This window comes from Streptomyces sp. NBC_00513, from assembly GCF_041431415.1.
Taxonomy (GTDB): domain Bacteria; phylum Actinomycetota; class Actinomycetes; order Streptomycetales; family Streptomycetaceae; genus Streptomyces.
Genome location: NZ_CP107845.1, coordinates 1,775,931 through 1,794,524 on the forward strand (window position 1 = coordinate 1,775,931; position 18,594 = coordinate 1,794,524).

Below are 18,594 nucleotides of genomic sequence, written 5' to 3' on the forward strand. Positions count from 1 at the left end.
GTGAGGCTACGTCCGCCGAATCAGCGGGCGTAGTACTCGACGACGAGCTGCTCGTCGCAGATGACCGGAATTTCCTTGCGGTTCGGGTCGCGGTCCAGGCGGAAGGCCAGGGCCTTCAGGTTGACCTGCAGGTAACGGGGGGTCTCGCCCTCGCCTGCGTAGCCACCCTCGCGGGCAACCTGGAACGGAACCTTCTCGCGGCTGCGCTCGCGCACCGTGATGACGTCGTCCGGGCGGACACGGAACGACGGCTTGTCGACCTTGCCACCGTTGACCTCGATGTGGCCGTGAACGACCATCTGGCGGGCCTGGTAGATGGTGCGGGCGATGCCCGAACGCAGAACCAGGGCGTCGAGGCGACGCTCGAGCTCGACGACAAGCGCCTCGCCCGTCTTGCCTTCGGCCTTCTTGGCGCGGTCGTACGCGCGGGCCATCTGACGCTCAGAGATGTCGTACTGAGCGCGCAGACGCTGCTTCTCCAGCAGACGAACCTTGTAGTCCGAGTTCTGCTTGCGGCCACGGCCGTGCTCGCCCGGCGGGTAGGGGCGGGCCTCGAAGTACTTGACGGCCTTCGGGGTCAGCGCAATGCCGAGGGCACGCGACTTCTTGACCTTGGGTCGCTTCTGGTTCACGTGGAACCTACCTCCATGTAAGTTAGGTGAGGCTTACCTTAGCGAGGAGGACGTAATGTCTCGACCACATGGGATCCCCCTGCCCAGTGCGCGTCGAAGTTCAGATTCCAACGAAACGGAATCTGCTTTCGACGACGATAAGCAAGGTCAGCCGCGTCCCAGGGAAGGCGTTCGGCAGCTCACCGGAGCCGAACGCGTACGAACCCTCGTAGAGTCCAACGCCTCAGTATCCCTCACGCTCCCGGGTGCTTTCGACCAGGAGGAGTTCGGGACAGGGCTGCCGGCCGCTCGGACCGTCACCCCGGACGGGGACGTGATTCTCCTTGTTTCAGGGGAATCCGCGGCTGCCAGGGCAGCCGCTCACGCCCAGGACGACGACCTCACCGCCGTGATCGAGATCACGGATGTGGCGCCGGTGTCCGTGCCCCATCGTATCCGAGGCCGCGCGTGGCTCGCCGGGTGGCTGACGCCGGTGCGCGGGGACGACCGACCGGCCTGTGCCGCGCTGCTCGCGGAGCGCCGTCCGGTGGGCGAGCTGCTCGGCATGTCCGAGTCCCTGGACGCCCCGTACTCGGGCCGCCCGGCCTGGATGATGCTCCGCCTGGAGGTCGGCGAGATCTCGGTGGACGACCTGTGGGGCGCGGAGCAGGTGGACCCGGACGACCTGGCGGCGGCGGAGCCGGACCCGATGGTCGCCCACGAGACGGAACTCCTCCAGCACCTCTCCGCCGCCCACGGCGACCGGATCGCGGACCTGTGCGGGCTGCTCGGCACACGCGAGGCGCTGGGCATGAAGGCGGTCCCGCTGGCCCTCGACCGGCTGGGGCTGCGCGTGCGCTTCGCGGGCGGCGACCCCTCCCGCGCCTTCGACGCCCGCTTCGACTTCCCGGAGCCGGTATCGGACATCTGCGGTCTGCGCCGGGCGATGCACACGCTCTTCTCGGCGGCCGGTCACCCCTGAGGGCAGGTCGCCAGCATCTCGACGAGGGCGGCCTTCTCCGGCGGGGTCACGGACAGCCCGTACGTCGCCTTGATGCCGGTGTAGCGCCGGGCGTACTCGCACCGGTACGCCCGCCGCGGCGGCTTCCACTTGTCGGCGGTCCTGCTGCCCTTGTCCTGGTTGGTCTGCTTGTCCACGGCGAGCAGGACGTTCAGGTCGTTGGCGTACTCCAGCCTGCGTCGCGGCGTCCACGCGTGGGCCCCGCCCCGCCAGGCGGCGCCCAGCGCGACGACGTGGTCCGTCTCGATCCCGGAGGCGCGGCGGTAGGTGTAGGGGATCTCCTTGCCGGTGTACGGGTCGTGCAGCACCCCGGAGAGCACCACACACGGGTTGCGGTCACCCTCCCGGAGTTCCTTGAGGTCCCGGCGCAGCACGTCGTCGCGGGTGTCGCAGCCGTTGCGGCCGCCGAGGGCGTCGGTCTCGTCCGACCAGTAGCGGCCGAAGTTCTCCCGCTTGTAGGTCTGCCAGTTCCTGCCCCACTCGACCTTGAGCCCGGCCAGCCGGTCGGCCGCCTCCCGCGCGGTCGGCGGGAAGCCGGGGCTCGTGAGCGGCGCCCCCGAGACGAGCGCCGCGATGCCGGCGGGGCTCTTCTCGCCGTCCCCGTGGTGGCATCCGGCGGCCAGCAGCACGGCCGCGACGGCGATGAGCGGAGCCCGACGTCCCATGCCCCGGAGCCTAGGCGGCTGCCCGGCGCGGCGACCGCTACGACCCGCGCAGGCGCTCGCGGACCTTCTCCACCACGTCCGCGTACCGCGCCTCTGCGCCGTACCGGGTCGGCTCGTAGTACCGCTTGCCGTGGATCTCGTCCGGCGCGTACTGCTGCGCGGCGATGGCGCCGGGAACGTCGTGCGGGTAGACGTACCCGACGGCGTGACCGAGCTTCGCCGCCCCCTTGTAGTGGCCGTCGCGCAGGTGCGTCGGGACGGAGCCCGCCAGCCCGGCCCGTACGTCGGCCAGCGCGGCGCCGATCGCGGTCGTGGCGGTGTTCGACTTGGGTGCCAGGGCCAGCGCGATCGTGGCGTGCGACAGGGTCAGGGCCGCCTCCGGGAAACCGATCATGGCCACGGCCTGGGCCGCGGCCACGGCCAACGGCAGGGCGGTGGGGTCCGCCAGACCGATGTCCTCGCTCGCGGAGATCATCAGGCGCCGCGCGATGAACCGGGGGTCCTCCCCCGCGTCGATCATCCGTGCCAGGTAGTGCAGCGCCGCGTCCACGTCGGAGCCGCGGATGGACTTGATGAGGGCGCTCGCCACGTCGTAGTGCTGGTCGCCGTCCCGGTCGTAGCGCACGGCCGCCCGGTCGACCGCCTCCTCGACGGTTTCGAGGGTGATCTCCTCCTCGCCCTTGGCGATGGCCGATCCGGCCCCCGCCTCCAGCGCCGTCAGGGCCCGCCGGGCGTCGCCGCCGGCGATGCGCAGCAGGTGGGCCTCCGCGTCGGCCGACAGGGTGACGGCCCCGCCCAGGCCCCGTTCCTCCTCCAGCGCCCGCTTCATCAGGGCGCTCAGGTCGTCGTTGGTCAGCGGTTCCAGCGTCAGCAGCAGGGAGCGCGACAGCAGCGGGGAGATGATCGAGAAGTAGGGATTCTCCGTGGTGGCCGCGATGAGGGTCACCCAGCGGTTCTCCACGGCCGGGAGGAGGGAGTCCTGCTGGGCCTTGCTGAAGCGGTGGATCTCGTCGAGGAAGAGGACGGTCTCCTTGCCGTACCCGCCGGCCGCGCGTCGGGCGCCCTCGATGACCGCCCGTACCTCCTTCACGCCCGCCGTGATCGCGGACAGTTCCACGAACCGCTTCTGCGTCGCCTGACTGACCACGTACGCGAGGGTGGTCTTCCCGATGCCGGGCGGTCCCCAGAGGATCACCGACGAGGCTCCGGCCGGTCCCCCGGCGCCCTCGCCGACGAGGCGGCGCAGCGGCGAGCCGGGCTTCAGCAGGTGCTGCTGGCCGACGACCTCGTCCAGGGTGCGCGGACGCATCCGGACGGCGAGCGGAGAACTCGACGGGTCCTTCTCCTGGCGGTCCTCGGCTGCGGCGGTGAAGAGATCTGGTTCCACACGGGAAGCCTATGCGAGCCCACCGACACCGCCGTCGGGCTCCGTCGGGCTCAGGAGGTCCAGAAGTCCCACCAGCGGGTCAGGATCAGCATGCCGATGATCCCGACGTGCAGCACGGGCACGACCCACGTGAACTCGTCGAAGAAGGCCTTCAGCCACCCCGGGGCTGGCAGCAACCCCTGGCGGACGTTGTGGGAGGTGACGTACCAGAACATGACGATGGTGGCGACCCAGGCCAGGCAGCACCACAGGCACAGCGAGTTGATGTTGTACAGCGACTGGTACATCAGCCAGGTGCAGAAGACGACGCCGAAGAGGGTGCCGGCGTTCAGGGTGAGCCAGTACCAGGGCCGGAAGCGGGCCCCGGCGAGCAGGCTCATCCCGACGCAGATCACGATCGCGTAGGTGACCAGCCCCAGCATCGGGTTGGGGAACCCGAAGACGGACGCCTGGTCGCTCTTCATGATGTTGCCGCAGGAGACGATCGGGTTGAGGCTGCACCCCGGCGTGAAGTTCGGGTCCTCCAGCAGCTTGAACTTGTCGATGGTGATCACCCAGGCGGCGAGCAGTCCGGCCGCTCCCGTGATCACCAGAAGGAGCGCCAGGGCCCGGCTGCCGCCGTGGGTCCGGGCGGCGTCCGCGTCAGCACCTGTTGTCGTCATACCCGCCCGCTCCACATCTGCAAGGTCGTCAAGGACCGGCCATTGTGCCGTACGGGGCTGTGCGCCCACCGTTCGATGGGCGTAAGGAGGCCGGCCCGAGGGGCTCCGGGCCCTGCCCGCGTCCCGGGAACACACGAGGGGGCGGGGTCGGGGAAGCGGTCCCCGGCCCCGCCCCCTCGGGCGGTCTCGGTCAGGCCAGGCGTGCCCGGACGGTGTCGACGAGGTCCGCGACGGCGACGGCCGTCTGTTCCCCGGATTCCATGTCCTTCAGCTGGACGACGCCCTCGGCGAGGTCGCGCTCGCCGGCGACGAGGGTCAGCACGGCACCCGACCGGTTGGCGTTCTTCATGTGGCTCTTGAGGCCCTTGGATCCGTACGAGAAGTCCGCCGCGACGCCTGCCTTGCGCAGTTCGGTGACGGCCCCGAACAGCAGCTTGCGGGCCCCGTCGCTCAGGGCGACCGCGAAGACGCTGGTCGCGGGCGGGATGTCCAGCTCGATGCCTTCGGCCTCGAGTGCCAGGACCGTGCGGTCCACACCCAGCGCCCAGCCGACCGAGGGCAGCGCGGGACCGCCGATCATCTCGGACAGGCCGTCGTAGCGGCCTCCGCCGCCCACCGCCGACTGTGAGCCCAGACCGTCGTGGACGAACTCGAAGGTGGTCCGCGTGTAGTAGTCGAGGCCGCGCACCAGCTTCTCGTCGTCCTCGAAGATCACGCCGGCGGCGGTGATCAGCTCACGGACCTCCGCGTGGTACGCCTTGCACGCCTCGCACAGGTAGTCCCGCAGCAGCGGCGCGCCGACCAGCTGCTTCTGTACGTCCGCCCGCTTGTCGTCGAGGACGCGCAGCGGGTTGATCTCCGCCCTGCGCAGGGTCTCCTCGTCCAGGTCCAGCCCTCGGAGGAACTCCTGGAGGGCCTCGCGGTAGACGGGACGGCACTGCGCGTCGCCCAGCGAGTTCAGCAGGATGCGGAAGTCGCGCAGGCCCAGCGAGCGGTACGCCTGGTCGGCGAGGATGATCAGCTCGGCGTCCAGCGCCGGGTCCTCGGCGCCGATCGCCTCGGCGCCGACCTGCGAGAAGTGGCGGTAACGACCCTTCTGGGGGCGCTCGTAGCGGTAGTACGAGCCGGAGTACCAGAGCTTGACCGGCAGGCCGCCGGCCTTGTGCAGGTTGGCCTCCAGCGCCGCGCGCAGCACCGAGGCGGTGCCCTCCGGGCGCAGCGCCAGGTTGGCGCCGCCCTTGGTGGTGAGGGTGTACATCTCCTTCGTCACGATGTCGGTGGACTCACCGACACCGCGGGCGAAGAGGTCCACGTCCTCGAAACCGGGGGTCTCGACGTATCCGTAGCCCGACTTCCGCAGCGGGCCGGAGATGGCCTCGCGGACCGCCAGGTACTTGGCCGAGTACGGCGGGATCAGGTCGTACGTGCCCTTGGGGGCCTTGAAGGTGCTCACGAAAGTCTCGTCACATTCCTCGTCGTGGAGCGGCGGTGCCGTCTGCGCGGTCCGGGCCGCCGGCGGCGACTTCCCGCAGGTACGGGTTGGTCGCGCGTTCGCGCCCGATGGTGGTCTGGGGACCGTGGCCGGACAGCACCACCGTCGAGTCGTCCAGCGGCAGGCACACGCGGGCCAGCGACCGGAGCATCTCGGCGTGGGAGCCGCCGGGCAGGTCGGTGCGTCCGACGGAACCGGCGAAGAGCAGGTCGCCCGAGAAGAAGACCGGAGGGATGTCGGCCGCCTCGGGCATCCTGAACGTCACCGACCCCTCGGTATGCCCGGGCGCGTGAGCCACGGAGAAGTCCATCCCGGCCAATCTCAGGGCGGCGCCGTCAGCCAGTTCCCGGACGTCGTCCGGCTCGCCGATGGTCAACTCGCCCATGAGCGGCATCCCGATGGACCGGCCGAGGGCCTTCTCCGGGTCGCTCATCATGTAGCGGTCGGCGGGGTGGATCCAGGCCGGCACGTCGTGCGCTCCGCACACCGGGACCACCGAGGCCACATGATCGATGTGGCCGTGGGTGAGGACGACCGCGACGGGCTTGAGCCGATGCTTCCTCAGCGTGTCCTCGACGCCCTGGGTGGCCTGGTGGCCCGGGTCGATGATCACGCACTCCTCACCGGCGGCGGGGGCGACCACATAGCAATTGGTCCCCCAGGCCCCGGCGGGGAACCCGGCAATCAGCACGTTCGTCCTCAATCGTCGTCCGATGGGAGCCACGGAAGCGGCCGCGGATGGAAATACCGCTGCTCAGAGCCTACCGGCGCCGCTCATTACACAGCGAACCCATATACGGTACGGCCTAGCCCAGCCCGGACAGCGGTACCAGAGACGTACAAGGAGACGACCGGTGGTCACGAGCGATCAGCGTCGGCGACAGCTCGCCAGGGAGAAGTACGAGCGCCAGCAGGCGAACCGGGCCGCGGCCCGGCGCAAGGCGCGCCGCAACATGGCCGTGATCGGTGCGGCGGTGGCCGTGGTGGCCGCCACGCTGATCGGCCTGGTGGTGGGAGGCGTCTTCGATTCGAAGGACACGAAGGCGACCGACCCGACGGACACGCCGTCGTCCTCGCCCTCGCCCAAGCAGTCGCCGCCGGCCATGGCGATCGACCAGAAGGCGAAGTACACCTTCGACCTGAAGACGAACGCGGGCGCCATCAAGTTCGAGATGGACGCGGCGAAGACCCCGCAGACCGTCAACTCGTTCAAGTCGCTCGCCGACAAGGGCTTCTTCGACAAGACCAAGTGCCACCGCCTGGTGACCGGCGGGATCTTCGTGCTCCAGTGCGGCGACCCCGAGGGCACCGGGACGGGCGGCCCCGGCTACACGATCCCCGACGAGAACCTCGACTCCCTCGGCAAGCCGAATGCCCAGGGTCAGGTCGTCTACCCGGCCGGCACGGTGGCGATGGCGAACACGGGTCAGCCGGGCAGTGGCGGCAGCCAGTTCTTCCTCGTCTACAAGGACAGCCCGCTGGCTCCCTCGTACACGCCCTTCGGCAAGATCGACGCGGCCGGCCTGAAGGTCCTGGAGGGGATCGCCAAGGCGGGAACCGCCGACGGGGCCCAGGACGGGGCCCCGAAGAACGGTGTGACCATCGAGAAGGGCGTCGTCACCAAGAACTGACCGAGGACCGAGCGACGGCGGCCCGAACCCGGCCGGCCCACCGCCCGCGCGTCGATATTCCGTCGTGCGGGATGCGGACAGCCGGCCCGGCGGTCGCCTATGTTGGCGTTGTGCAGGGCGGGCGCGGCCCGCCCCAGGAAACTGTGGACGATGCCCAGGGGGTGAACCCCTCGCAAGGCATCAGGTGGAGGAGGCGCTGTGAGCAGCGACCCGTGGGGCCGAGTCGACGAGACCGGCACCGTGTACGTGCGTACCGCCGAGGGCGAGCAGGTCGTCGGCTCGTGGCAGGCCGGCACCCCTGAGGAGGCCCTGGCCTACTTCGAGCGCAAGTACGAGGGCCTGGTGGTCGAGATCGGCCTCCTCGAACGGCGGGTGCGGACCACCGATCTGTCCGCCAAGGACGCCCAGACGGCGATCGACCATCTGCGGACGCAGCTGGACGAGCACCACGTCGTGGGTGACCTCGACGCTCTGCGCGTCCGGCTGGACAAGCTGGTCGCGACCGTGGAGTCGCGGCGCGAGGAGCGCAAGGTCCAGAAGGCCCGGCAGGCGGACGAGGCCCGTGCGGCCAAGGACGCCCTGGTCGTCGAGGCCGAGGAGCTGGCGCAGAGCGACCAGTGGCGCAGTGCCGGTGAGCGGCTGCGCGCCCTGGTGGACATCTGGAAGGGCCTGCCGCGACTCGACCGCAAGTCGGACGACGAGCTGTGGCACCGCTTCTCCCACGCCCGCTCCGCCTTCTCCAAGCGTCGCAAGGCGCACTTCGCCTCGCTCGACGCGCAGCGCGAGGACGCCCGCAAGGCCAAGGAGAAGCTGGTCTCGGAGGCCGAGTCGCTGTCGAAGTCGACGGACTGGGGTCCGACGGCCGCGCGCTACCGCGAGCTGATGGAGAGCTGGAAGGCGGCGGGTCGGGCGCAGCGCGAGTCCGAGGACGACCTGTGGAACCGTTTCCGCGGTGCGCAGGACGTCTTCTTCGCCGCTCGCAGCGAGGTCTTCGCCGAGCGCGACGCCGAGCAGACGGAGAACCTGAAGCTCAAGGAGGAGCTGGCCGACGAGGCCGAGAAGCTCGTCCCGATCACGGACCTGAAGGCGGCCCGTGCCGGCTTCCGCTCCCTGAACGAGCGCTGGGAGGCCATCGGCCACGTACCGCGCGACGCCCGTCCCAAGGTCGAGGGTCGGATGCACGCCGTGGAGCGGGCCATCCAGGAGGCCGAGGAAGGCGAGTGGCGGCGTACGAACCCGGAGGCCCGGGCGCGTGCGGCCGGTCTGACGGGGCAGTTGCAGGCGGCGGTCGACAAGCTGCGCGGGCAGATCGACGCGGCGCGGGCCTCGGGCAACAACGCGCGGGCCGACAAGCTCTCCCGGGAGCTGGAGGGCCGTCAGGCGCTGCTGGACCAGGCGCTCAAGGGCCTGGAGGAGTTCGGCGGCTGACGCCGGCTCGACACGTGGACACGGGCACCACCGGAATCCTCCGGTGGTGCCCGTTCGGTGTTCGGCCCCGGGCGCCGCGGGCTACGGCCGGCGGGCCGAGGTGACGCGGTAGACGTCGTAGACGCCCTCGACGCCGCGTACGGCCTTCAGGACGTGCCCGAGGTGCTTCGGGTCGCCCATCTCGAAGGTGAACCGGGAGGTGGCCACCCGGTCGCGCGAGGTCTGCACGGCCGCCGACAGGATGTTGACGTGCTGGTCCGACAGGACCCGGGTGACGTCGGACAGCAGTCGTGACCGATCCAGCGCCTCGACCTGGATGGCGACGAGGAAGACGGAGGACTGGGTGGGCGCCCACTCGACTTCCAGCATCCGCTCGGGCTGCTGGGAGAGGGAGTCCACGTTGACGCAGTCCGCGCGGTGCACGGACACGCCGCTGCCCCGCGTGACGAACCCGATGATGGGGTCGCCCGGCACCGGGGTGCAGCAGCGGGCCAGCTTGACCCAGACGTCGTCCACGCCCTTGACGACCACGCCCGGATCGGCGTTGGCACGGCGCTTGGACTTGCCGCGCGCCGGCGGGATGCTCTCCTCGATGTCCTCGTTGGCGGCCTCCTCGCCGCCGAGGGCCTGCACCAGCTTCTGGACGACGCCCTGCGCGGCCACGTGGCCCTCGCCGATCGCCGCGTAGAGGGAGGAGATGTCGGGGTAGCGCATCTCGTGCGCCAGGGTGACGAGCGAGTCTCCCGTCAGGATCCGCTGGATGGGCAGGTTCTGCTTGCGCATGGCCCGCGCGATGGCGTCCTTGCCGTGCTCGATCGCCTCGTCGCGGCGCTCCTTGGAGAACCAGGCCCGGATCTTGTTGCGGGCCCGCGGGGACTTGACGAAGCCCAGCCAGTCCCGGGAGGGTCCGGCGCCCTCGGCCTTGGAGGTGAACACCTCGACCAGGTCGCCGTTGTCGAGGGTCGATTCGAGCGGCACCAACCGCCCGTTGACCCGCGCCCCTATCGTGCGGTGACCGACCTCGGTGTGCACGGCGTACGCGAAGTCCACCGAGGTGGCGCCCGCCGGCAGCGCTATGACATCGCCCTTGGGCGTGAAGACGAAGACCTCGTTGCGGGAGAGGTCGAAGCGCAGCGAGTCCAGGAACTCGCCCGGGTCCTCGGTCTCCTTCTGCCAGTCCAGCAGCTGCCGCAGCCACGCCATGTCGTTGACGGTGTCCTGGCCCGCGCTGCCCTTGGCCGCCTGCGGCACGTCGGTGCGCACCTTGGAGGTGCCGGCGACGGTCTGCTGCTTGTACTTCCAGTGGGCGGCGATGCCGTACTCGGCGCGGCGGTGCATGTCGAACGTGCGGATCTGGAGTTCGACCGGCTTGCCGCTGGGCCCGATGACCGTCGTGTGCAGCGACTGGTACATGTTGAACTTGGGCATCGCGATGTAGTCCTTGAACCGGCCGGGGACCGGGTTCCATCGCGCGTGCACGGTGCCGAGGGCCGCGTAGCAGTCCCGGACGGTGTCCACCAGGACCCGGATGCCGACCAGGTCGTAGATCTCCGCGAAGTCGCGACCGCGCACGATCATCTTCTGGTAGACGCTGTAGTAGTGCTTGGGCCGGCCGGTGACGGTGGCCTTGATGCGGGCCGCCCTGAGGTCGGTCTGCACCTCGTCCGTGACGACGGTGAGGTACTCGTCGCGCTTGGGCGCCCGCTCCGCGACCAGACGCACGATCTCGTCGTACATCTTGGGGTAGAGGATCGCGAAGGCGAGGTCCTCCAGCTCCCACTTGATCGTGTTCATGCCCAGCCGGTGGGCCAGGGGCGCGTAGATCTCCAGCGTCTCGCGGGCCTTCTTCTCCTGCTTCTCCCGCTTGAGGTAGCGCATGGTGCGCATGTTGTGCAGGCGGTCCGCGAGCTTGATGACCAGGACCCGGGGGTCCTTGGCCATGGCGACGACCATCTTGCGCACGGTCTCGGCCTGGGCGGCCTCGCCGAACTTGACCCGGTCGAGCTTGGTGACCCCGTCGACGAGCAGCGCGACGGCGTCGCCGAAGTCGCGTCTGAGCTGGTCCAGCCCGTACTCGGTGTCCTCGACCGTGTCGTGCAGCAGGCCCGCCATCAGCGTCGCGGGGTCCATGCCCAGCTCGGCGAGGATCGTGGTCACCGCGAGCGGGTGCGTGATGTACGGGTCGCCGCTCTTGCGCTTCTGGCCGCGGTGCCAACGCTCCGCGACCTGGTACGCCTGCTCGATCTGACGCAGCGTCGCCGACTCGATCTTCGGGTCGTTGCCGCGGACTATGCGGAGCAGGGGTTCCAGTACCGGGTTGTACGGGTTGGAACGCTGTACGCCGAGGCGCGCGAGCCGGGCGCGCACCCGGTTGGAGGACCCGGCCGGCTTCGCCGGAGCGGGCTTGACCGGCGGGGCCGGCGGGGGCGTGGCTGCGGCCGCCGCGGCCTCCTCGGGCTGCGGGTCGGGCTGCGCGGCGGAGATTGGCTGGACCTCGTCTGGCAAGAGCGCTCCTCAAGCGGATCCGGTGCCCCGGTCAGGTCCGGATAACCCATGGTAGCGAGGGTTGCGCCGGCTCGTTCCCCTCGGCCCCGGCTCCCCCGCCGCCGCCCGGGCACGCCCGGATCCGCCGGCGTTCGCACGCGAGGGGACCGCGGTGGAGTGCGCCGCGCGCCCCCGCAAAGCCGGAGCGGGCGGTGTACCGGGTCGCCCCGGTACACCGCCCGCTCCGTGTGACAGAAGGGTCAGACCACGATCAGCGCGTCCAGCGGAGCGCCGTCGAGGCCCGGCTCCAGCCGGGCGCGGCCCGGCAGGAACGACAGTTCCATCAGGACCGCCACGCCGGCGACCTCGGCGCCGGCGCGCCGGATCAGCGAGAGCGAGGCGTCGGCCGTGCCGCCGGTCGCCAGGACGTCGTCGATGACCATGACCCGGTCACCGGCCGACAGGTCCTCGGCGTGGACCTCGATCTCCGCGGTCCCGTACTCCAGCTCGTACGACTGCGAGAGCGTCGCTCCGGGCAGCTTCCCGGCCTTGCGGACGGGCACGAAGCCGATCCCGGCCTGGACGGCCACCGGGGCCGCCAGGATGAATCCGCGCGCCTCCAGCCCGACGATCTTCGTCGCGCCGTACCGGGCCGCGAGGTCCACCAGCGCGTCCGTCAGGGCCGCGAAGGCCTTCGGGTCGGCCAGCAGCGGGGTGATGTCCTTGAACATCACTCCCGGCTTCGGATAGTCCGGGACGTCCTTGATCCGGCTGAGCAGCAGCTCGCGGACCTCGGGTGCGCACGCGGTCATCGGCGCCGCCGTCCGTGGCCCTCGGCCTGGCCCTGGGCCACGACCTGCGGGGAGCCCTCGGAGGCCTGGCCCCCGTCGACGGACTCGCCCTTGGCCGCCGCGGCGGCCCGCTTCGCGAGCACCCGCTTCTTGAGGGCCTTCATGGACGGCTCGCGCTCCTTCAGGTCCACGACCAGCGGGGTCGCGATGAAGATCGAGGAGTACGCGCCGGCCGCGAGACCGACGAACAGCGACAGCGAGATGTCGTTGAGCATGCCCGCGCCCAGGAAGCCGCCGCCGATGAAGAGCAGGGCCCCGACCGGGAGCAGCGCCACGACGGTGGTGTTGATCGAGCGGACCAACGTGCCGTTGATGCTGCGGTTGGCGACCTCGCTGAAGGTGTAGCGGGTCTGCTTGGTGATGTCCTTCGACCCCTCCTTGAGACCGTCGAATACGACGACGGTGTCGTAGAGGGAGTAACCGAGGATCGTGAGCAGACCGATCACGGTGCCCGGCGTGACCTCGAACCCGACGAGCGCGTACACCCCGACGGTGATGGTGAGGTCGTGGATCAGCGCGACCAGCGCGGCGACCGCCATCCGCCACTCGAAGGCGATGGCGAGGTAGATCACCACGAGGACCATGAAGATGGCGAGGCCGGTCCAGGCCTTGTTCGCGATCTGCTCGCCCCAGCTCGGGCCGACCAGGTCCGCGTTGATGTCGCCGGCCGGCACCTTCAGCTCGGCCGCCAGGTCCTTCTTCACGTCGGCGGCGGCGGCGGTGTCCAGACCGGAGATCTGGATGCGCATGCCGCCGGTGCCGAGCTCCTGGACGATCGCGTCGTGCCCGGAGGCCTTCTCCGCGATCTCCGTCGTCTGGGCGACGGAGGCGGCCGGCTTCGGGGTGGTGAAGACGGCACCGCCCTTGAATTCGATGCCCATGTTGAGGCCCTGAACGGCCAGGGCCACGATCGCCGTGATGGTGATCAGGATGGAAACGCCGTACCAGAGGAAACGCTTGCCGACGAAGTCGTAGCCGACCTCACCGCGGTACAGCCTGGCGCCGAGATCTCCCAGCTTCGACATCTCTCACGCCTCCTTCGAGTCGACGGGGGCGGACACGGTGGCGGCACCCGCACCGGTACCGGTGCGGGACCGGCGCAGCGGGGGCTTGGCGCCGAGCCGCTTCGGGTCCAGCCCGGACCACGGGTGGCCGCTGGAGAAGAACGTCGTACGGGCCATCAGGGTCATGATCGGCTTGGTGAAGAGGAACACCACGACCACGTCGAGCAGGGTGGTCAGACCCAGCGTGAAGGCGAAGCCCTGGACCTTGCCGACGGTGACGATGAACAGCACCGCGGCGGCGAGGAACGACACGAAGTCGGAGACCAGGATGGTGCGCCGGGCCCGCGGCCAGGCGCGCTCCACGGCCGGGCGCAGGGTGCGTCCCTCACGGATCTCGTCACGGATGCGTTCGAAGTACACGATGAACGAGTCCGCCGTGATGCCGATCGCGACGATGGCACCACAGACGGCGGGCAGGTTCAGCGCGAACCCGATGCCCTTTCCGAGCAGCGCCATGATCGTGTAGGTGAGGATCGCGGACACCAGGAGGCTGACGATCGCGATGAACGCCAGGCCCCGGTAGTAGACCAGCAGGTAGATCACCACGAGGAGCAGGCCGATGGCGCCGGCGATCAGACCGGCCTTCAGCTGCTCGCCGCCGAGCGCGGGGGTGACGGTGGTGACGCTGTCCTCCTGGAAGGAGAGCGGCAGGGCGCCGTACGAGAGCATGTTGCCCAGGTCCGTGGCGGACTCCTGGTTGAAACCACCACCGGAGATCTCGGCGCTGCCGCCGGTCAGCGCCTGGCTCACGGACGGGTCGGAGATCACCGAGCCGTCGAGCACGATCGCGAACTGGTTCTGCGGCATCTGCTTGGTGGCGAGCTCACCGGTGATCTTGGCGAACTTGTCCGCGCCCTTGTCGGTGAACTGCATCGTGACGATCCACTCGCTGGTCTGCGGGTTGATCTCGCCCTTGGCCTTGTCGATGTCCTGACCGTTCACGGCGGCCGGGCCGAGCACCCACTTGCCGCGGTCGCCACAGGCGACCATCGGGTCCTCGGGCTTGGCGCCCTTGCCGGCCTCGGCGCGCTGCGCCGGGTCGGCGCAGTTCAGCGCCGCGAACTTGGCCTGCAGGTCGGCCACGGCGGCATCGGCGCCCGACGGGACCGGTGCCGGGGTGGTGGCCGGGGTGGTGGCCTTGTTGTCGTCTGCCTTCTTCGACCCGCTCGCCGACGGCGTGGGAGAGGGGGCGCTCGGGGCCTTGAGGCCCTCGCTGAGCGCGCGGCCCTGGGAAGTGGCGCTGGACGACGGGGTGGCCGACGGCTTGCCGTCTTGGGCCTTGGGGGCGCCGGAACCGCTCGCGGAGGGCTTCGCGGACGGACTGCCGGAGGGCTTCGCGGACGGGCTGCCGGACGGCTTCGGCGTGGCGTTGGGCGTGGCCGGCTCACTGGGGGTGAATGCCAGGACCGGGCGGAAGTAGAGCTGGGCGGTGGTACCGACCTGCTCGCGCGCCTGCTGCTCGTTCACTCCCTTGGGGATGTTCACGATGATGTGGTCGCGGCCCTGCGTCTGGACCTCGGCCTCCGACACGCCGAGACCGTTGACACGGCGGTCGATGATGCCGACCGCGGTGTTCATGTTGGTCTCGTTGATCGCGTCCGGCTTGCCGGGCTCGCTCTTCGCCTTGAGCGTGATGCTCGTACCACCGGCGAGGTCGATGCCCAGTCGGGGAGTCGTCTGCTTGGAGAGGAACATCCCCGCGGTGAGCGCCACCATCGCGATCAGGATGATCGCCAGGGCACGCCCCGGCCTCCCCTGAGCCCCCGTGGGCCGCCGGCCCTTCTTCGGTGCTGCCACCTTGTCGTATCTCCCTGTCCAACCGCCCCGCGCCGGGTCAGCACGCGGACGGCCACGAAATGTGTGGTGGGGACCCCTGCCCCCCGCAGAAGTGTCACTCACGGGAACCGCGGCGGCCGCCGATCAGGCGCCTCCGCGGTTCCCGGCCGAGCGCTACTTCGCGCCGGCCTCGCCGTCGGTCTTGCCGTCCTTCGGCTCGTCGGCGGGCCCGTCGCCGGGCTCGTCCTTCTTGCCCAGGTCGAGCTTGGGAGCCTCGTCCTCGTCCTTCGACAGGTCGGTCTTCGGCGTCTCGCCCGCGGTCAGCGAGGAGGCGTCGTCCGGGACGACCGGCGTGTCGATGGTCAGATCATCGGTGGCGCCGTGGACGATGCGGTTGTACTCGGCGTCCTCCAGCACGGCGCCGATGGAGTTCTTCGCGTAGATGGCGTGGACGCCGGGGGCCACCTCGAGGGTGACGGTGTCCTCACCGATCTCCTTCACGGTGGCGTACATGCCACCGATGGTGCGGACCCCGGTGCCGGGCGTCATTTCGTTGCGCATCTGCGCGGCCGCCTGCTGCTTCTTCTTGGCGGAGCGGGTCATCAGGAACATCGCCCCGATGAGCACGATGAACGGGAGGAGTGTCACGAGATTCACGGGACGGAGATCCTTCGCACGACCGTACGGGAGACGGCCTTCTTCTACGGGGGTGGGCATGCCGACCCGAAGGGTCGGCATCGGCGGAGTCTAGGCGAGTCCGCACCGATGGAACAACGCCCAGCATGGCACCGCAGTTCCTGGGCGGTCGAACCTCCGCGCCGTCAGGCCCTGAACAACCCCTGTTGTCCGCTTGATCCACTACCGCCCTGCTGGGGCGGTACGAGCCCCAGGTGGGCCCATGCGGCGGGGGTCGCGACCCGGCCCCTGGGCGTCCGTGCCAGCAGCCCTTCGCGCACCAGGAAGGGCTCGGCGACTTCCTCGACGGTCTCCCGCTCCTCCCCGACGGCCACGGCGAGGGTGGACAGGCCCACGGGTCCGCCGCCGAACAGCTTGAGCAGGGCCTCCAGCACGGCCCGGTCGAGCCGGTCGAGCCCCCGCGCGTCCACCTCGTACAACTGGAGGGCGGTGCCGGCCACCTCGCGGTTGATCACTCCGTCGGCCCTGACCTGGGCGTAGTCCCGGACTCGGCGCAGGAGCCGGTTGGCGATGCGCGGCGTGCCCCGGGAGCGGCCGGCGATCTCCGCGGCGCCGGCGGTGTCGATCTCCACGTCGAGGAGGCGGGCCGAGCGGTGAATGACCCGTTCGAGTTCCTCCGGTACGTAGAACTCCATGTGTCCGGTGAAGCCGAAGCGGTCGCGCAGCGGCGGGGGCAGCAGTCCGGCCCGGGTGGTGGCACCGACGAGGGTGAAGGGCGGCAGCTCCAGCGGGATGGCGGTCGCGCCCGGGCCCTTGCCGACGATCACGTCGACGCGGAAGTCCTCCATGGCCATGTACAGCATCTCCTCGGCGGGCCGGGACATGCGGTGGATCTCGTCGAGGAAGAGGACCTCGCCCTCCTGGAGGGAGGACAGGATCGCGGCGAGGTCGCCGGCGTGCTGGATGGCGGGACCGGAGGTGATCCGGATGGGTGCCCCCATCTCGGCGGCGATGATCATGGAGAGGGTGGTCTTGCCGAGGCCGGGCGCGCCCGAGAGCAGAACGTGATCGGCGGTGGCCCCGCGCTGGCGGGCCGCCTTGAGGACGAGGTCGAGCTGCCGGCGGACCTTCTCCTGGCCGACGAACTCTCCGAGGTCCTTGGGCCTCAGGGCCGCCTCGACGGCGGTGTCCTCGCCGCCGGCCGCCGCCGCGACAAGACGGTCGGTCTCGGCTGCGTCGGTCTCGTCGTCCCAGTTCACGGTGTCAGTCTGCCTTCTCGGTCGGTGCGGTGGTCATCGTGGCCCTGTGGGCGGCCCGGTACGGGGACGCCACCCCGGGCCCGTACCGCGTGTGGGCGGCCCGCCGTACGGACTCCCCCGGTCGGCCGGACCGGCGGGGCGCGGCGGTCGGGGTCGGGTCGCGCGGCGGTCGCGGTCGGCCGCCGCCGGCCGGGGTCGCCGGTGCGGGCGGCGGGTCCGGGGCCGCGTTGACGGGGTGCGTCGCGGGGGTGCGTCGCGGGGGTGCGTCGCGGGGGTGCGTCGCGGGGGTGCGTCGCGGGGTCAGCGCGCCCGGTTCAGGGACTGGAGGGCGGCGCGCAGGAGTTGCGGCACGGGGGCCGAGCCGCCGGCGGCGATGGCGTCCTCGGCCTGCGGGGTGACGGCCGAGACCGCCTCCTCCGCCTCCCGCGAGGCGTACCCCAGCCCGATCAGCGCCGCCGCGAGTTGCTCCGTCCACGGCGCGGGTCCGCCGGCGGCGGCCCGCTGGGCCCCGACCAGGCCGCTGGTGCCCAGCGGTGCGCCCAGCTTGTCCTTGAGCTCCAGCAGCAGCTTCTGCGCCCCCTTCTTGCCGATGCCGGGCACCGCCATCAGGGATTTCTCGTCGCCCGTGGAGACGGCCAGCCGGAGCGCGTCCGGGCTGTGCACGCCCAGCATGGCCTGGGCCAGCCTCGGCCCGACCCCGCTGGCGGTCTGCAACAGCTCGAAGACCTGTCGCTCGTCGTCGTCGGCGAAGCCGTACAGCGTCAGCGAGTCCTCCCGTACGACCAGGGAGGTCGCCAGCCGCGCGGGTTCGCCCAGCCGGAGCCCGGAGACGGTGTTCGGCGTGCAGTGCACGGCCATGCCCACGCCCCCGACCTCGATCACGGCGAGGGTGGGGGCGAGGGCGGCGACCTGGCCACTGACGAAGGCGATCATCGGGTACGGCCTTTCCGGGCGGAGACGGGGGCGGAGCCGCGCGCGGCGGTCGCGGCGTGCAGGGCGACCGCCTGCTGGAGGCGGTTCTGGGCGGGGGCCCGCCAGATGTGGCAGATGGCGAGGGCCAGGGCGTCGGCGGCGTCGGCCGGTTTCGGCGGCGCGTCGAGCCGCAGCAGGCGGGTGACCATGGCTCCCACCTGTGCCTTGTCGGCGCGACCGCTGCCGGTGACGGCGGCCTTGACCTCACTGGGGGTGTGCAGGGCGACGGGCAGCCCGCGGCGGGCGGCGCAGAGCATGGCGACCGCGCTGGCCTGCGCGGTCCCCATGACGGTGCTGACGTTGTGCTGGCTGAACACCCTTTCCACCGCGACGAGTTCGGGGCGGTGTTCGTCGAGCCAGCTTTCGATGCCCTGCTCGATGGCGACGAGCCGCAAGCCGATCTCGGCATCGGCGGGCGTCCGTACGACCCCCACGCCCAGCATCTTCAGCGGGCGACCCGCGACGCCCTCGACCACCCCGATACCGCAGCGGGTCAGCCCCGGGTCCACACCGAGCACTCGCACGTCCCCTCCTCCTTCACGCAGGTGTGCAGGCTACCGGCCGGCACCGACAGCGGCGTGACGGCACGGGACGGGTCGCTCTGTTCGGCGGCCGGTGCGAGGAGCGGCTCGGGGATCGAGCGGCCCGGGGATCG

The 18,594-nt window shown here is 70.7% G+C and carries 17 protein-coding genes; 3 read left to right on the plus strand and 14 right to left on the minus strand.

Annotation, left to right across the window (positions count from 1 at the left end):
* Positions 1 to 20: 20 nt before the first annotated feature.
* Positions 21 to 632 (minus strand): 30S ribosomal protein S4, encoded by a 612-nt coding sequence (gene rpsD, locus OHA84_RS08405; protein ID WP_030294564.1) that lies wholly within the window; start codon positions 630 to 632, stop codon positions 21 to 23.
* 55 nt (positions 633 to 687) lie between these two features.
* On the opposite strand from rpsD, the gene OHA84_RS08410 reads away from it, so the two are divergent.
* Entirely contained in the window at positions 688 to 1,593 is a 906-nt protein-coding gene (locus OHA84_RS08410; RefSeq protein WP_266972366.1) for a DUF2470 domain-containing protein, read from the plus strand.
* Here the strand turns inward: OHA84_RS08410 and OHA84_RS08415 are convergent.
* The 5 genes from OHA84_RS08415 to OHA84_RS08435 all read right to left on the minus strand — a co-directional run bounded on the left by OHA84_RS08415 (position 1,584) and on the right by OHA84_RS08435 (position 6,529).
* The gene (locus OHA84_RS08415) at positions 1,584 to 2,297 is read right to left on the minus strand and encodes an HNH endonuclease family protein (RefSeq protein WP_053676638.1); all 714 of its coding nucleotides are present in this window, start codon (positions 2,295 to 2,297) and stop codon (positions 1,584 to 1,586) included. The two genes, OHA84_RS08410 and OHA84_RS08415, sit on opposite strands and share 10 nt — an antisense overlap.
* 37 nt (positions 2,298 to 2,334) lie before the next feature.
* Positions 2,335 to 3,684: a replication-associated recombination protein A gene (locus OHA84_RS08420; RefSeq protein ID WP_266972364.1), complete on the minus strand. Its 1,350-nt coding sequence runs from the start codon at positions 3,682 to 3,684 to the stop codon at positions 2,335 to 2,337.
* Between the two features lie 50 nt (positions 3,685 to 3,734).
* The gene (locus OHA84_RS08425; RefSeq protein WP_053676640.1) at positions 3,735 to 4,346 is read right to left on the minus strand and encodes a vitamin K epoxide reductase family protein; all 612 of its coding nucleotides are present in this window, start codon (positions 4,344 to 4,346) and stop codon (positions 3,735 to 3,737) included.
* A 190-nt stretch (positions 4,347 to 4,536) separates the two neighbouring features.
* The gene (gene hisS, locus OHA84_RS08430) at positions 4,537 to 5,799 is read right to left on the minus strand and encodes a histidine--tRNA ligase (RefSeq protein ID WP_053676641.1); all 1,263 of its coding nucleotides are present in this window, start codon (positions 5,797 to 5,799) and stop codon (positions 4,537 to 4,539) included.
* Between the two features lie 10 nt (positions 5,800 to 5,809).
* A complete protein-coding gene (locus OHA84_RS08435) occupies positions 5,810 to 6,529 on the minus strand; it encodes an MBL fold metallo-hydrolase (protein WP_053676642.1) in 720 nt (239 codons plus the stop codon).
* Between the two features lie 163 nt (positions 6,530 to 6,692).
* Here OHA84_RS08435 and OHA84_RS08440 point away from each other — a divergent pair, with 163 nt between their 5' ends.
* A complete protein-coding gene (locus tag OHA84_RS08440; protein ID WP_053676643.1) occupies positions 6,693 to 7,469 on the plus strand; it encodes a peptidylprolyl isomerase in 777 nt (258 codons plus the stop codon).
* 198 nt (positions 7,470 to 7,667) lie between these two features.
* Positions 7,668 to 8,897 carry a DUF349 domain-containing protein gene (locus tag OHA84_RS08445; protein WP_053676644.1) on the plus strand — a complete coding sequence of 410 codons (1,230 nt, stop codon included), beginning with the start codon at positions 7,668 to 7,670 and terminating at the stop codon, positions 8,895 to 8,897.
* 81 nt (positions 8,898 to 8,978) lie between these two features.
* Here the strand turns inward: OHA84_RS08445 and OHA84_RS08450 are convergent, their stop codons facing one another.
* The 8 genes from OHA84_RS08450 to ruvC form a co-directional block, all read right to left on the minus strand.
* Positions 8,979 to 11,402, minus strand: a complete 2,424-nt coding sequence (locus tag OHA84_RS08450; protein WP_053676645.1) for a bifunctional (p)ppGpp synthetase/guanosine-3',5'-bis(diphosphate) 3'-pyrophosphohydrolase — start codon at positions 11,400 to 11,402, stop codon at positions 8,979 to 8,981.
* Positions 11,403 to 11,641: 239 nt separating this feature from the next.
* The gene (locus OHA84_RS08455) at positions 11,642 to 12,193 is read right to left on the minus strand and encodes an adenine phosphoribosyltransferase (protein WP_053676646.1); all 552 of its coding nucleotides are present in this window, start codon (positions 12,191 to 12,193) and stop codon (positions 11,642 to 11,644) included.
* Positions 12,190 to 13,257, minus strand: coding sequence for a protein translocase subunit SecF (gene secF, locus OHA84_RS08460; RefSeq protein ID WP_053676647.1), 1,068 nt, complete (start codon positions 13,255 to 13,257; stop codon positions 12,190 to 12,192). The genes OHA84_RS08455 and secF overlap by 4 nt, the downstream gene beginning before the upstream one ends.
* A gap of 3 nt (positions 13,258 to 13,260) precedes the next feature.
* Positions 13,261 to 15,093 carry a protein translocase subunit SecD gene (gene secD, locus OHA84_RS08465; RefSeq protein ID WP_078998594.1) on the minus strand — a complete coding sequence of 611 codons (1,833 nt, stop codon included), beginning with the start codon at positions 15,091 to 15,093 and terminating at the stop codon, positions 13,261 to 13,263.
* Between the two features lie 153 nt (positions 15,094 to 15,246).
* Complete coding sequence (gene yajC / locus OHA84_RS08470; protein WP_053676648.1) at positions 15,247 to 15,729, minus strand: preprotein translocase subunit YajC; 483 nt, start codon at positions 15,727 to 15,729, stop codon at positions 15,247 to 15,249.
* Positions 15,730 to 15,893: 164 nt separating this feature from the next.
* Complete coding sequence (gene ruvB / locus OHA84_RS08475) at positions 15,894 to 16,967, minus strand: Holliday junction branch migration DNA helicase RuvB (RefSeq protein ID WP_053676649.1); 1,074 nt, start codon at positions 16,965 to 16,967, stop codon at positions 15,894 to 15,896.
* A 300-nt stretch (positions 16,968 to 17,267) separates the two neighbouring features.
* A complete protein-coding gene (gene ruvA / locus OHA84_RS08480; RefSeq protein ID WP_266972359.1) occupies positions 17,268 to 17,900 on the minus strand; it encodes a Holliday junction branch migration protein RuvA in 633 nt (210 codons plus the stop codon).
* Entirely contained in the window at positions 17,897 to 18,463 is a 567-nt protein-coding gene (gene ruvC / locus OHA84_RS08485; protein WP_266951383.1) for a crossover junction endodeoxyribonuclease RuvC, read from the minus strand. Before ruvC ends, ruvA begins: the two co-directional genes overlap by 4 nt.
* Between the last annotated feature and the right edge of the window lie 131 nt (positions 18,464 to 18,594).